We start from the raw sequence: 14789 nt of genomic DNA on the forward strand, positions 1-14789 counted from the left end.
TACAAAAGACGCAATGTGATGCAACGAATTAGTTTTCGTTGTTGTGCATTTCCATCTGTTCGCGGTCCATCGTGTGCTGCAAGTATTCCTTGAAGTCACGATCGATGTTCACACCGTCGAGGTCGAGGTCATCGTTTTCCAACACGAACACGGCACTGGGGTTATCGAGCCAGCCGACCACGTCCACCTGATCGAGTTTCATGGACTTGTCGCCTGCAGCCTGAGCAACATATTCAACCTTAGACTTCTGAACCCAACCCTGTCCGCAAGGACCCTTCACGAGCACTTCGGTTTCACCATCCTTAAGGATAGTCAGTTCGTCATTAAAGCCTGCGGTACAAACAACGGAACCACCATCTTTTTCCTTGGTCAGGTCCACGTCACCCAGCTTAGATTTAACCTTCTTGCCAGCAGCGAAAGAAACGCTAACCATGAGAGCAAGAGCAATTAAGAGCACCTTTTTCATATCTTTCCTCAGAAACAGGTTAAAAACTTGACAATGCAAGTACGAATATACCTTTTATTTTTGACTTTCGTCACGATTTCTTTTAAATTTTTGCGATATGAAGAAGATTTTACTTATTTTGGCCATCATTTTGGCACTTTTGGGCACTTTTTTGACCGTAAACCTCAAGTCCAGGATGGGTGAAAAGGCTCAAAACACCCAAACCGTGCTTTTGGAAGTCCCCAAAGGAAGTTCCCCGGCAAAAGTTTTCCAGATTCTAAAGCAGAACGGAATCTGGAGCGACGACCTCGCCTTCCGGTTGACCATGAAAAGGTTGAACCCGAGCCTCAAGGCCGGGTGGTTTGAAATTCCCGCAGGGCTCACGCTGCCCCAGGTCCTAGACATTATCGCAAGCGGCAAGGTCGCCGTGCGCCGCGTAACCATCCCTGAAGGTCGAGCCTCCTGGGAGATCCCCGACTACCTCAAGAAGGCCTACCCGAACCTAGACGAGAACCGCTGGAACAAGTTGGTCCAAGACCCGAAGTTCGCCCGCAGCCTCGGCGTCGAAGCAAGCTCCTTGGAAGGCTACCTGCTCCCCGACACCTATCCCTTTCCCATTGATGCAGACGAAGAAACCATTCTGAAGCACATGGTCGCCGCTAACCTCAAGGTCCGCGACGAAATGGAAAAGCGCCCCGGCTCCATGTGGAAGACGCTCGGCAGCTGGCACAAGGTGCTCACCCTCGCAAGCGTCGTCGAAGAAGAAACAGGCATCCCCGAAGAACGCCCGCTGATTGCAGGAGTGTTCCACAACCGCCTACGCATTGGCATGCCGCTGGGGGCAGACCCCACGGTGCGGTTCATCTTCAGGAATCTGACCGGTCCCATCTACAAGAGCCAGCTCAACAGCAACAGTCCCTATAATACCCGCAAGTTCAAGGGACTCATGCCGGGCCCGATTTCTAATCCGGGACGCAAGGCTATTGAAGCAGCGCTCTTCCCGGCCAAGACCGAAGCCCTATATTTTGTCGCTAAAGACGATGGCTCCATGACGCATTTCTTTAGCTCCAACTTGGCAGACCACAACAAGTACAAGGACGTTGCCGCCAAGAACCGCGGCGAGTAAGTTTAAAGTATCCTATCTCATTGATAGTACCTAAATTACGACCTTTACAAAAAACAAAATCTGTAAATTCGCTCGTTAAGAAAGCAAAATATAGTCCCGAGAACACCTTTGGGCGAATCCCCTTATTTTCTATATTGGAGCTCAAACAAAAATCAACAAAAAGAAAGACTCGGCTGTCTGAATTTATGGCGTTGGCCAGCCGAGCAAAGAAGGAAAATCATGAGCGAAGCATGGAAAGGCTTTGAAGGTGGACGCTGGCAAGAAGAGATCAACGTTCGCGACTTTATTCAACGCAACTACACCGCATACGAAGGCGGCAAGGAATTTTTGGCAGGCCCGACAGACGCCACCGAAAAGCTCTGGGGTGAACTCCAGAAGCTGCAGGCCGAAGAACGCAAGAAGGGCGGCGTGCTCGATATGGACACCGACATCGTTTCGACGATTACGAGCCATAAGCCGGGCTATATCAGCGAAAGCCTCAAGGACTTGGAAAAGGTCGTGGGTCTCCAGACCGACAAGCCGCTGAAGCGCGCCTTCATGCCGTTTGGCGGTATCAAGATGGCTGAAGAATCTTGCCTGCAGTACGGCTACCAGCCGAGCGCAGACCTCCACAAGATCTTTACCGACTACCACAAGACTCACAACCAGGCTGTGTTCGACTGCTACACTCCGGAAATTCGCGCAGTGCGCAAGGCTCACTTGCTGACCGGTCTTCCGGACACTTACGGTCGTGGCCGTATCGTGGGTGACTACCGCCGCGTAGCCCTTTACGGTATCGACTACATCATCCAGCAGAAGCAGAACGACCTCGCCCACGTGGGTGACGGTACCATGACCGACGACGTGATTCGCCTGCGCGAAGAAGTCGCTGAACAGATCAAGGCCCTTAAGGCCATGAAGGTGATGGCTCAGAGCTATGGTTTCGACATTTCGAAGCCGGCAACGAACGCCCGCGAAGCTTTCCAGTGGCTCTACTTCGGTTACCTCTCTGCCATCAAGACGCAGAACGGTGCCGCCATGAGCGTTGGCCGTATTTCGACCTTCCTCGACATTTATATCGAACGTGACCTCAAGAACGGCACGCTCACTGAAAGCGAAGCCCAGGAACTCGTGGATCACATGGTCATGAAGTTCCGCATGGTCAAGTTCGCACGTATCGAATCTTACAACCAGCTCTTCAGCGGTGACCCGGTGTGGGCCACCCTCGAAGTTGGCGGTATGGGCCAGGATGGCCGCCCGATGGTCACCAAGAACGACTTCCGTTTCTTGCACACCCTCGAAAACATGGGCCCGTCTCCGGAACCCAACCTCACCGTTCTCTACACCAAGCGCCTCCCTGAAAACTTCAAGGAATACGCCGCCTTCATTTCTGTAACGACCAGCTCGATTCAGTATGAAAACGACGACGTGATGCGCCCGGTTTGGGGTGACGACTACAGCATTTGCTGCTGCGTGTCTGCAACGCAGACCGGTAAGGAAATGCAGTTCTTCGGCGCTCGTGCAAACCTCGCCAAGGCTCTTCTCTACGCTATCAACGGCGGCAAGGATGAAGAAGCCGGTCTCGTGCCCGGCATGCAGATTGGTCCGGAACTCGCTCCGATCACCGGCGACGTGCTGAACTACGACGAAGTGATGCACAAGTACGACATCATGCTCGAATGGCTCGCAGGCATCTACGTGAACACGCTGAACCTGATCCACTACATGCACGACAAGTACTACTACGAAGCTGCAGAACTTGCCCTCATCGATACCGACGTGCGCCGCACGTTTGCAACGGGTATCGCAGGCTTCAGCCACGTGGTCGACAGCCTCTGCGCAATCAAGTACGCCAAGGTTTCTGTCGTTCGCGGCGAAAACGGCCTCGTGAAGGACTTCAAGATCGAAGGCGACTTCCCGAAGTACGGCAACGACGACGACCGCGCCGACGAAATCGCCGTCTGGCTCCTCAAGGAATTCATCGCAAAGATCAAGAAGCACCACACCTACCGCGGTGCCGAACCGACCACGTCGATTCTTACCATTACCAGTAACGTTGTTTACGGCAAGGCTACTGGCGCTCTCCCCGACGGTCGTCCGGCTCACGCCCCGTTCGCTCCCGGTGCAAACCCGAGCTACGGCGCCGAAAAGAACGGCCTCTTGGCCTCGCTCAACTCTGTCGCCAAGCTCCCGTACGAATACGCGCTCGACGGCATCAGCAACACGCAGACCATCAGCCCGAACGCTCTCGGCCACAGCGACGACGAACGCGCCCAGAAGCTCGTCACCGTCATGGACGGTTACTTCGCCCAGGGCGCACACCACCTGAACGTGAACGTGTTCGGCGTGGAAAAGTTGCTCGACGCCCAGGCGCACCCGGAAAAGCCCGAATACGCGAACTTCACCATCCGCGTTTCCGGCTACGCTGTCAAGTTCCTCTCGCTCACGAAGGAACAGCAGGACGACGTCATCAGCCGTACCTGCCACGGCGTGTTATAATAGTAGACTGTAGAAAGTAAAAAACGCCTCGGAAGTAAACTTCCGGGGCGTTTTGCTTTTATGGAGGAGAACAATAATGAAAATCGTTTGCGGTTCTAGATTCTAGATTACTCCGGTTCGCGGGTCATGAGCATCTTGCAGTAGCCACCTTCGACCACGACGTTTTCGGTAGAAAGGGAAACCTTTTCCATTTCCCAGTTACCGGCGCCCCAATGTTCTCTGTCGAAGTCATCGCCATCGAAATCGTCTTGCCACAGCTGGGTAAAGCCCTTCGTTGCTTCGTCATAGGAGTATACGCGGACATAGTCAATCCACTGCACCTGCGGACCGTTAGCGAGTTCGTCACCCGTAAACTTGCCCACCCAGCCAGAGCTCTTGGAAGCCCAAAGGTTGAAGCGCAAGGACTGATCTTCGGTCAAGAACGCAACCTGGTCAGCATCGGCATGTGTACCGCGAGTGATACCGATTGAGTCACGGCGAACTTCGACGCTGTCGATTTCCCAAGCAACGTAATCCGGAGTCCAGATGATTGCATAAAGGTGGAAGCCTTCGGTGGCATCGAAACCATATTCGTGAATTGCTTCAGAAGAAGTGTTCTTCTTGATAGATTCATCACCTTCGCGGGTAATGATGTTGGACTGCCAAGAAGTACCGCCCTTACCGAGCACTTCGATATCAATTTCGTTCCAAACATACGAGCCATTCCTATAGGAATCATCGTAGTAAAGGAACATGGAGCTCACGGAACCCGGAATCGAAACCATCTTCATGCAAGCTTCGAAACGGCCATACTTGAACTGGTCCTTACCGGAAAGTTCTGCACCGTAGTAGTTATACTTACCAGTGGCGCTCACTTCGTTCGGAACAGCCGGAACCGTAAGGTTCGTACGAGCAATAGCGCTACAACCGCTACCTGCCGGCGGAGTCACAGGATCCGGAGTCACCACCGGGTCGGTGGAGGGATCGGTCTGAGTCGGATCAGTTACAGTCGGGTCCGTCACGGTCGGATCAGTAACGGCGGGATCGGTTGTTGCAGGATCCGTAGCCGGGTCCGTCGGAGTCTGAGCAGGATCAGTTGCCGGGTCAGTCTGCTGAGCAGGATCTACAACGACAGGCTGGTTCTGGTCAGCCGGTGCGGCCGGGCTGCTGCTATCATCGTTACAAGCGGCAAACAGGCCAAGAGCGATAATCGGGAGAAGGAATTTCGTTTTCATAAACTACCTCGTTTCTTTGAACATAAATATACCCCCTTTTAAAGGCAACAGGTAGTGCCCGGAACACAAATCAAACATAACTGTACTAATTGTACTTACCGATATATTTCTACATTTACAATATGCTCGGACGAATCAATAAATTAGAGACCTTTGGCTCTGTAGACGGCCCCGGAGTGCGGTTTGTCGTATTCACGCAAGGCTGCCCCATGCGTTGCCAATTCTGCCACAACCCTGAAACCTGGGACTTCGGCGCACAAAGCGCCAACGGAGTCAACAACGGTTCGTTCGAAATTTCCGCAGAAGATTTGCTCAAGAAAGCCCTACGCTACCAAAGCTACTGGGGCAAAGACGGTGGCATCACGGTAAGCGGCGGCGAGCCGCTTGCACAAATGGATTTCCTCATTGAATTCTTCGAAGCAGCCAAGGCCGCAGGCGTACACACCTGCATCGACACCTCGGGTGTAAACTTTGTTCGTAACGAGCCCTACTTCGGCAAGTTCAAGCGCCTCATGGACGCAACGGATCTTTTGCTCGTAGACATCAAGAACATCGATCCCGTAGAGCACAAGAAACTCACCGGCCACGACAATAAGAACATCCTGGACATGTTCCGTTATCTGGATGAAATCAAGAAACCCATCTGGATCCGCCATGTACTCGTCCCCGGCATGAGCGACAACGACGAATTGCTAATCAAGACGCGCGAATTCATCGACACGCTCCACAACGTGGAAAAAGTCGAAGTCCTCCCCTACCACGCGCTCGCACTCGCCAAGTATCAAGAACTCGGCATCGACTACGTCCTGAAAGACGTCAAATCTCCCTCCGCGGAACGAGTCGCAAACGCGAAGAAAATCTTAGGAATACTTCCATAACAGTAGGAAGTAGAAAGTAGACGGTAGGAAGTAAAAGATTATAGGCGTACGGAAGCCTAGCAGAACATTATTTACAACAACATCTATTAACTCAAATAAAATTTCGCTTAAAACCGAGTGAGACAAAGAACGCTTTGGCGTAGCGTATAATAAATACGTGAGCCAAAGCGTGATGCCGTATCGCGATGTGTTTTTAGCGAAATTTTACCCTTTAATAGCGTCGCCCATGCTGAACATAGGCATATACATAGCGATTAGGAGGCCACCGACAGCGCCACCGAGGAACACGATGATTAACGGTTCCATCATACCCACGACGCCATCCACTGCAGCATCCACTTCTTCATCGTAGAAGTCCGCTAGTTTCAAAAGCATGCCGCCTAAGTTACCGGTTTTTTCACCCACGCCAGTCATCTGGATCACCATGGGCGGGAACAGACCAGTTTCTTGCATCGGATCTGCCATACTCTTACCTCCGGCAATACCGATAGCAATTTTGTTGATACCTCTTTCCACCACTTTGTTCGTAACGGTAGAGGCCACCACCTTCAAGGAATCCATAATGGACACACCGGCATTCAACAAGGTACCGAGCGTTCTAGAGAAACCAGCCGTAGTCGATTTAATCTGAAGGTCACCTAGTTTAGGCACCTTCAACATAAAACCGTCAAAGGCAAATCTGAATTGAGGAACACGCATCGCCAACTTAAAACCTACGCCAACAACAATCGCACCGATAAACAAGAAGGCACCGTTATCGCGGAGGAAGTCAGAAATTCCCATCACCGCCAACGTCGGAGCCGGAAGTTCTGCATCAAGGGCTGCGAACTGTTCAGCAAAGGTCGGCACCACGAAAGTCATAAGGGCAATCACCACCAAGATACCCACGATAACGAGCATCACCGGGTAAGTCAGAGCCTTTTTCACCTTACGTTTCAGGCGTTCGTTGTTTTCCAAAGTTTCTGCAAGACGAGCCAAGATGCCATCCAAGATACCACCCGCTTCACCGGCAGCCACCATATTGGTGTACAGGGAACTGAACACCTTGGGGTGCTGAGCCAAGGCATCGGCCAAAGAAGAACCACCGTTAATGGACTGCGTAATCTTGTGAACGACATTCTTGAGTTCCGGGTTTTCACACTGGTTCTCCAGAATGTTCAAGCACTGCAACATCGGCAGACCAGCAGAACTCATAGAAGAGAACATACGGGTAAAACGAGCAATTTCTGCAGGCTTGATACCCGAACCGATCTTAATCTTGATTTCTGTAGGTTTCTTCTTGAGACTTACAATCACCAAGCGGCGACGCATGAGCATGGCTTCGGCTTCGGCCTTGTCCTTTGCCTCAAGCGTTCCTTCAAAGTTATTGCCTTGGCTATTTGTCGCCTTATAAAGGAATTCAGCCATGGATTACACCCCTTCTTTCACGAACAACTGTTCCAGCTGGTCCGGACTCGGAGAACGAGCGAGAGCATCGAAACGGTCAACCTTATGGTTCTTCACCAGTTCGCACAAGCACATGTTCATGGTGTTCATGCCAAACTTCTGACCAATTTCAATCATCGATTCAATCTGGTGCACCTTGTCATCACGGATCAGGGCACGAATACCCGGCGTCACGTTCATGACTTCATAAGCCATCACGCGGCCACCACCGATGCGCGGCATAAGGGTCTGGCATATCACGCCCTGCAGCACGAACGAAAGCTGCGTACGCACGGTCTGCTGTTCGCCCTTCGGGAACGCGTCAACCACGCGGTTAATGGTCTGCACACAAGAGTTGGTATGCAACGTTGCAAAAGCCAAGTGACCGGTTTCTGCAATGGTCAATGCGGCACGGATCGTTTCTAGGTCACGCATTTCGCCAATAAGCACCACGTCAGGGTCCTGACGAAGAGCCATCTTAAGAGCCTGAGCAAAGCTGTTGGTATCGCTACCGACTTCACGCTGGTTGATCATACAGCCCTGGTGCTTGTGCAAGAATTCGATCGGGTCTTCCACCGTCAAAATGTGGTCGTGACGTTCCTTGTTGATCTTGTCGATCATGGCAGCCAAGGTCGTGGACTTACCGGAACCGGTAGCACCCGTCACCAGCACAAGGCCCGACGGACGGGTCGTAAATTCGGCCATGATTTTCGGAAGGCCGAGATCCTTAAAGGTCTTAATTTCAAGCGGAATAATACGCAAGGCCAAAGCCACGCAACCGCGTTGCAAATAGGCGTTCGCACGGAAACGAGCGAGGTTTGCAATACCGAAAGAGAAGTCGCATTCCTTCTGCTGTTCGAAAGTCTTTTTCTGGCCTTCGTTCATCAAGCTGTAGGTCATGCGCATGGTTTCGTCCGGTTTCAGCTTGTCTTCGCCAATAGGCGTGAGTTTACCGGAAAGACGAATAAGAGGAGGCGCGCCTGCCGTAATGTGCAAGTCAGAAGCGCCACGCTGGACCATTTCAGAAAGAAGATCTTGAATATTGTATGCCATGCTTAAGAATATAACTTAAAAAACGGGCATATTTCCATTAAAAATGCACATTTTTTTCAAAAAAACGCTATTTTATTATGGTAGAATGGAACTTGGGTGTAAAATAACCTCCTCACGAGGTGTTTTTTCTGTGGTTTGCACGCTGCTTTTAGCACTTGCATTCCTGTTTTCCGCATGCGGGCAGGAACACTTCCAAACCGCCCCCACAAAAATCGTAGACTTCAAAGGCAAGCTCCTCGACGGAGGCATCTCCACCTACCAAGCCGAAAAGGGAACAGTCACCTTAATCGCACTCACCGCCTCATGGTGCCCCGGCTGCCGTGCAGAACTCCCGCTCCTCAAAAAACTTGACGAAGAATTTGCCGACAAGGGTTTCAAGATCTTGATGGTGAATGAAGATGATTCGCCACGCATCGGATTGAAATACAACAAGGCCGCAGGCATCAAGTGGACAACGTTCCACTGGAATTATGACATGATGAACGTCCTCGGGAATCCAGGCGTCATTCCTGTGACCTACCTCGTGAACGCACAAGACAGCATCGTGAAAATCAACGTCGGTGAATTCGACGAAAATCAGATGCGAAAATTAATTGAAAAAGCCCTTAAGCGATAGGGCTCGGGAAAAGGATCACGTCCTTGATTTCGGACTTTCCCATCGCAAGCATAAACAATCGGTCTAGACCTAGTGCCACGCCAGAACAGGCGGGCATTCCCGATTCAAGCGCCTCCAAAAAGTTTTCATCAATCGGCGGCAAGGGTTTGTTCATGCCGCGACGGATTTCAAGATCAGCAGCAAAGCGCCTGCGCTGTTCGGCTGCATCGGTGAGTTCCGTGTAGCCGTTGCAAAGTTCCACCTGGTCTACAAACAGTTCGAATCGACGCGCCCAAGTGTAGCCGTCTTCGCCCACATACGTTTGCGCAAGTGCCGCCTGGGACTGCGGGTAATCCAGAATGAACTCGGGGCCGTTCTTGGCAAGTACCGGTTCCACCGCAAACACCATCAGGTAATCCCACCAGTCTTCGCGGGACATGGCCGTGCCATCGGCCGGAAGCGGAATATCGCGGGCCGTACAAGCCGCGGCAAATTCTTCGCCCGAAGCCGTCAGCGGATTCACGCCCGCATAATTTTTGAATGCATCAATCCAGCGCGTGCGGCGAGCGTTAATCGGCTTGCCGATGATTTCAGAAACGAGTGCTTCGACTTCGTCCATCAACTTTTCTTGCGGCATGCCGACACGGTACCACTCCACCATGCTGAATTCATTGTTATGGTGGGCACCGAATTCATCTTTGCGGAAAGACTTTGTAATCTGGAAAATGTCGCCGAAACCTGCCGCAAGCAAGCGCTTCATGTGGAACTCGGGGCTCGTCATCATGAAATGCTTGCCCTCGACCTCAAAGTAGTCTAGCTGAGGGTCGGTACCGCCCGCATTTGAAAGCGTCGGCGTTTCCACTTCGAGCACTCCGCGACCTTCAAAGAAGCGACGCACCTTATTCATCAAGGCCTGGCGCTTTACCCAAGAATCGCGGTCGCAAGTCGGCTTAAATGACATTTCTAATTACTCGGCAGCAGCGGGAGCGGATTCTTCTGCAGGAGCCGCATTCACGACGCAGCGCACAGAGAGCCAGAACTTTTTGTCAACCGGAATAGCAGACACTTCTTTGTCGGTGTTGAACATGGAGCGTGCAATACCGCGACCGTCACCCACATCCTTGCTCGTCCAGAAATAAGCACCTTCGCCCTGAATCACCGAGATGCCGTTCTTGTTGGCGTAGCCACCGAACATGGCCGTAAAGGCATAATCATCAGAGCCATTGCTACGCAGGCGGACTGCCGCTTCATTTGCACCACCGGCATAAATTTCAAGCATTTTCCAATCGTCATCGGTTGCAAGACGAGTGCCTTCGGGGCAAGCCGTCAAAGCAGCCTCATGCGTATACAGGCGGCCGTAAGTAGCGCAATTTTCTTCTTCGCGGTCATAGCACATGGAGTTTTCTTCAATCGCAAAGTTCAGATTCTGCACAAACCAGCGCGTGCCATTGATTTCCTTAACCCTGTAAGTCTGGCCATCGCGATTGTCCACGAACGATTCGAACACCGGGCAACGGGTTTCAAATTCCTTGGCACCCAAGATAGAGTCCACCGCCGGCTGCCAAGACGTGCAGAAACGGAAGAGTTCGCCACCCGGGAGCGCCGTAGAGTCGGCCTTGTGCTTGTCGGCCCAGCGATTCACGTAAGCCAGGTTAATGATCGCCGTATCCGGAATCGAGAGAGCCTTGGCAGAGGCCTGCATAATCTTCGAATACTTTTCAGCAGCGCTCTTCGGAGTCTTCCAGTAACCTTCGAGCAAGCCCTTACGGAGCTTTTCATAAAGCGGAGAAGGAACCTTCACCTTGATAGTCGTATCGACAAAGTGTTCCGGCTTGGTAGCGCAAGCAGCTTCGCGAATGGTATCGCGCAGGCTGCCGGCCTTTTCATAGCATTCTTCAATGCACTTGTCACGGGCTTCGCCCTTCTTCTTGGGGCAAGGCACCCAAATGCTCGTGTCGGCATCAACCTTGACCGGCTTGGAATAGCCCTTCGTCTTCAGGGCGACCTTGGCCACCGATTCCAAAGTTTCAAGAGCCTTCGTATTGCCCGATTCGCCTTCCAAAAGCAGGTACGAAATCACCTCGGTACATGCATCCATGGCCTTGGCATTGGCGCAGACCTTGGTGCCGTAACCGTAAGAGAATTGCGATTGGCAATTCGAGAACGATTCGTAAGGCATGGCCTTGAAGATCTTTTCGTAAACCTTGACGGCATCGGTAGGCGAAAGCTTGCCGCAATAGATTTCTTCGGCAGCGCCCTTTTTTACGATTTTCTGGGCGGTTGCAATATCGCCATTATCAATAGCATCGCGAAGTTCCGGCTGGGCAAAAGCAGTTGTCGCGCCCAAAGCAAGAACCCCTATAAACAATACACCTCTAAAAATTTTCATTTAACCCTCACATATTATTCAAAACAAATATACAAAAGTAGACTACCAGGAGCGAATATAACCAGTCATAAAATAAACGTATAGCTCCGGACAGAAAATTCCTTTTTGCATTTTCTATATTTGGGCGCATGATTGATGCTGAAAAAATCCGCAACGAATTCCCGATGCTCGTCGCAGGCGATAAGGACGCAAAGCCGCTCGCCTTCTTGGACAGCACGGCCACCACGCAAAAGCCCGACTGCGTGATCGACGTCATGAACGACTTTTACCGCGAGCACTACAGTTCCGTAAAGCGCGGCGTGTATCGCTTGAGCGCTCGCACCACCGAAGCATTCGAAGCCACCCGCAAGAACGTGGCCAAGTTCATCAACGCCAAAACCGAAGACGAAATCGTATTCACCCGCGGCACCACCGAAAGCATCAATCTGGTGGCGTGGAGTTACGGTCGCAAGTTCTTCGAAGCGGGCGATGAAATTCTGATTAGCGGACTCGAGCACCACGCCAACATCGTGAGCTGGCAAATCGTTGCCGAAATGAAGGGCGCCAAGATCAAGGTGATTCCCGTTTTGGACAACGGCGATTTAGACTTGAGCAAGCTTCCCGAACTTTTGAACGCACGCACCAAGATGGTGGCTGTCGCCCACGTGAGCAATTCCGTGGGTACCGTGAACCCGATTGCAGAAATTATCGCGACCGTTCGCAAGCTCGCCCCGCAGGCAAAAATTTTGATTGACGCCGCCCAGAGTTCAAGCCACATCAAGATTGACGTGCAAAAGCTCGACTGCGATTTTCTCGCCTTCAGCGGTCACAAGATGTACGGCCCTACCGGCGTAGGCGTACTCTACGGCAAGTACGAAGTTCTCGACAGCATGCCCCCCTGGCACGGCGGCGGCGAGATGATCAAAAACGTGACCTTCGAAAAGACGACTTACGCCGACGTTCCCGCGCGCTTCGAGGCTGGCACGCCCATGATTGCCGAAGTCATCGGCCTCGGCAAGGCCATCGAATGGATTAATGCGGTTGGCATCGAAAACATCCGCAAGCACGAAGAAGAAATTACGCAGTACGCGCTCACACAACTTGCCCAGATTCCGCAGGTGAAAGTTCTCGGAAACCCGAAGGAACGCGGCGCTCTCATCAGTATTACACTCGACGGCATCGCCGTCAGCGACGCCGCCATGATTCTCGACGAAGAAAACGTAGCCGTCCGCAGCGGGCACCACTGCGCCCAACCTGTGATGGACCGCTTCGGCGTCGATGCCACGCTTCGTTTGAGCTTCGGCGCGTACACCCTGAAGCGCGACATCGACCGCTTTATCGCAGGCATCAAGCGCGTTCTCCGACTCTTCGGTTAACCGGGATTCGTATGGGAATCGAGAAAGGCATCTTTAACCGCACATCGCTCCTGCTCGGTGACGACGTAATGGGCAACATCTACCAGAAGCGCGTCATCATCTTCGGTCTCGGCGGAGTCGGCAGCTGGTGCGCCGAAAGCTTGGTGCGTTCCGGCATCAAGGAACTCGTACTCGTTGATTCAGACCGAGTGTGCGTCACCAACGTGAACCGCCAACTGATGGCCACCACGAAAACCGTGGGGCAAGTCAAGGTGGACGTGCTGAAAAATCGTCTGCTCGAAATCAACCCGCACGCCAACATTGTAGCACTCCAAGACATCTACGAAGAAGCGAATACGGACAAATTCCAACTGGACACCTTCGACTACATTATCGATGCCATCGACAGCCTCGAAAACAAGATGCAGTTATTGTGGCACGCCACGCGCACCAAGGCCACGGTATTTTCTTCAATGGGGGCAGCCCTCAAGATGGACCCCACACGAATCAAGGTCGCCGAATTCTGGAAAGTCGCCGGTTGCCCGCTCGCCCGCGCGCTCCGCGACAAGTTCAAGAAAAAGAAAATGGCTCTCAAGAAAAAAGTGCTATGCGTCTACAGCGACGAACTCCTGAAAAACCGTGGCAAGAATTCCTCTTGCGGAACGGACGCCTGCATGTGCCCCAAGGTGCGCCACGAAAGGAGCGAAGCCGAACTCCAGAATGCAAACCTGGTCGATCACGAATGGTGCAGCAGTAAGGCGCAAATCAACGGCACCATGGCACACTCCACCGCTATTTTTGGATTCATGATTGCAGGCCTCGTGATGCAGGACATCTACAAGAAGGCCTTAGCAAACGCCGAGTAAGAACTAGAATTCCGGCATGCTGAAATCGCCGTAAAGTTCACGGCCATCAAACACCCAGACCACCATCTTTTTGCCTTCCAGGAATTCCGAACGGTCCTTGAACAAGGTCGGACCAAAGTTTCCGCCACCAATACGGCTACGCGTAAACGTCTCTATCCCTGTCGCCTGCGCAATGTATGCGCCGATATTGGAAGAACTGTTCCAGCCAAAATCGGCATTGCTGTCGCCAATTACCACAATGGGAGCATCTTTGGATCCGCGGTAGCGTTTACCTTCTGCATCCACGGTCTTTAACACGCGCACATCGTAATCCGGGTAAGAATTGTACTTCAAGTGATAAAGATTCCCGGTACCGGGAACAACCGTGTCGCGCAGGAACCATTCCTCCCTCGGAACATCCAAGTCCATCTCGTTGATGGAATCGGCAATCATCTGGGCAAGCAACTGCCGGCCGGCACTTGTATAATGGCTTTCGTACGCCTCGAACATGGGCGTTTCTTCGTTCTTTTCGAGAAACTCCTCCACCGCATCGACAACGACAACGCCTTCGTCTTGCAATGCATCTACCCATTCTTCATATTGCGGGGCAACGATACCACCCGACAATTCTTCTGAATAATGTTCCGCCTCGATTTGCAATTTGTCTGGAACTGGCACGACCACCAACTTGATACCGCGCGCTTCCAGCGAATCGTTGAAAGCCACAAATGAATTCAAATTTTCTTTCCAGTCCACCACCAGGTTGACAAGACTTTCCTGCAAGAAAATCCAGTCGTCTACGCCACTTACCGCACAGCGAGCCTCTTTCAGTTGCCCGCCACATTTTTCAATATCGGCTTCGATCTGTTCCTGAACAACCAACGGGATAAGCGGACGAGTAGATAGGTAGACCATGGCAAGCGCAATAACCGCCACTCCAAATCCAAAAATAAGCCCCAAATGTTTCCTAAAAAACATGACAGGGCCAAATTTAGAATTTTTCTGAT

General features: G+C 52.0%; 13 protein-coding genes. 6 read left to right on the forward strand and 7 right to left on the reverse strand.

Going from position 1 to position 14789, the window contains the following annotated elements; all coding sequences use genetic code 11:
- Window positions 1–28 precede the first annotated feature (28 nt).
- Window positions 29–466, reverse strand: coding sequence for a hypothetical protein (locus BUA40_RS06580; RefSeq protein WP_072799787.1), 438 nt, complete (start codon window positions 464–466; stop codon window positions 29–31).
- Window positions 467–563: 97 nt separating this feature from the next.
- Between BUA40_RS06580 and mltG the strand changes: the two genes are divergently transcribed.
- Together mltG and pflB are read left to right on the forward strand one after the other, a co-directional pair.
- Window positions 564–1571 (forward strand): endolytic transglycosylase MltG, encoded by a 1008-nt coding sequence (mltG, locus tag BUA40_RS06585; protein ID WP_083585314.1) that lies wholly within the window; start codon window positions 564–566, stop codon window positions 1569–1571.
- Between the two features lie 219 nt (window positions 1572–1790).
- On the forward strand, window positions 1791–4049 hold the full coding sequence (pflB, locus tag BUA40_RS06590; RefSeq protein ID WP_072799788.1) for a formate C-acetyltransferase: 2259 nt from the start codon (window positions 1791–1793) through the stop codon (window positions 4047–4049).
- A gap of 107 nt (window positions 4050–4156) precedes the next feature.
- Here the strand turns inward: pflB and BUA40_RS06595 are convergent, their stop codons facing one another.
- Window positions 4157–5263 carry a family 16 glycosylhydrolase gene (locus BUA40_RS06595; protein WP_072799789.1) on the reverse strand — a complete coding sequence of 369 codons (1107 nt, stop codon included), beginning with the start codon at window positions 5261–5263 and terminating at the stop codon, window positions 4157–4159.
- 122 nt (window positions 5264–5385) lie between these two features.
- On the opposite strand from BUA40_RS06595, the gene pflA reads away from it, so the two are divergent.
- Window positions 5386–6141: a pyruvate formate-lyase-activating protein gene (gene pflA / locus BUA40_RS06600; RefSeq protein WP_072799791.1), complete on the forward strand. Its 756-nt coding sequence runs from the start codon at window positions 5386–5388 to the stop codon at window positions 6139–6141.
- A 204-nt stretch (window positions 6142–6345) separates the two neighbouring features.
- Here pflA and BUA40_RS06605 read toward each other — a convergent pair whose 3' ends face one another.
- Both BUA40_RS06605 and BUA40_RS06610 read right to left on the reverse strand, forming a co-directional pair.
- Window positions 6346–7548 (reverse strand): type II secretion system F family protein, encoded by a 1203-nt coding sequence (locus BUA40_RS06605; RefSeq protein WP_072799793.1) that lies wholly within the window; start codon window positions 7546–7548, stop codon window positions 6346–6348.
- A 3-nt stretch (window positions 7549–7551) separates the two neighbouring features.
- The gene (locus tag BUA40_RS06610; protein WP_072799795.1) at window positions 7552–8619 is read right to left on the reverse strand and encodes a type IV pilus twitching motility protein PilT; all 1068 of its coding nucleotides are present in this window, start codon (window positions 8617–8619) and stop codon (window positions 7552–7554) included.
- Between the two features lie 130 nt (window positions 8620–8749).
- Here BUA40_RS06610 and BUA40_RS06615 point away from each other — a divergent pair, with 130 nt between their 5' ends.
- Window positions 8750–9235, forward strand: coding sequence for a TlpA family protein disulfide reductase (locus tag BUA40_RS06615; RefSeq protein WP_072799797.1), 486 nt, complete (start codon window positions 8750–8752; stop codon window positions 9233–9235).
- On the opposite strand, the gene epmA is transcribed toward BUA40_RS06615, so the two are convergent.
- Together epmA and BUA40_RS06625 are read right to left on the reverse strand one after the other, a co-directional pair.
- Window positions 9225–10175, reverse strand: coding sequence for an EF-P lysine aminoacylase EpmA (gene epmA, locus BUA40_RS06620; protein WP_072799800.1), 951 nt, complete (start codon window positions 10173–10175; stop codon window positions 9225–9227). The two genes, BUA40_RS06615 and epmA, sit on opposite strands and share 11 nt — an antisense overlap.
- Before the next feature lie 6 nt (window positions 10176–10181).
- A complete protein-coding gene (locus BUA40_RS06625) occupies window positions 10182–11603 on the reverse strand; it encodes an FISUMP domain-containing protein (RefSeq protein ID WP_072799802.1) in 1422 nt (473 codons plus the stop codon).
- A 128-nt stretch (window positions 11604–11731) separates the two neighbouring features.
- Between BUA40_RS06625 and BUA40_RS06630 the strand changes: the two genes are divergently transcribed.
- Both BUA40_RS06630 and BUA40_RS06635 read left to right on the forward strand, forming a co-directional pair.
- Complete coding sequence (locus BUA40_RS06630) at window positions 11732–12958, forward strand: aminotransferase class V-fold PLP-dependent enzyme (protein ID WP_072799804.1); 1227 nt, start codon at window positions 11732–11734, stop codon at window positions 12956–12958.
- 11 nt (window positions 12959–12969) lie between these two features.
- Entirely contained in the window at window positions 12970–13803 is an 834-nt protein-coding gene (locus BUA40_RS06635) for a tRNA threonylcarbamoyladenosine dehydratase (protein WP_072799806.1), read from the forward strand.
- A 3-nt stretch (window positions 13804–13806) separates the two neighbouring features.
- Here BUA40_RS06635 and BUA40_RS06640 read toward each other — a convergent pair whose 3' ends face one another.
- On the reverse strand, window positions 13807–14760 hold the full coding sequence (locus tag BUA40_RS06640) for an alginate O-acetyltransferase AlgX-related protein (RefSeq protein WP_072799809.1): 954 nt from the start codon (window positions 14758–14760) through the stop codon (window positions 13807–13809).
- Window positions 14761–14789 lie beyond the last annotated feature (29 nt).

Source organism: Fibrobacter sp. UWT2, from assembly GCF_900142545.1.
GTDB lineage: Bacteria > Fibrobacterota > Fibrobacteria > Fibrobacterales > Fibrobacteraceae > Fibrobacter.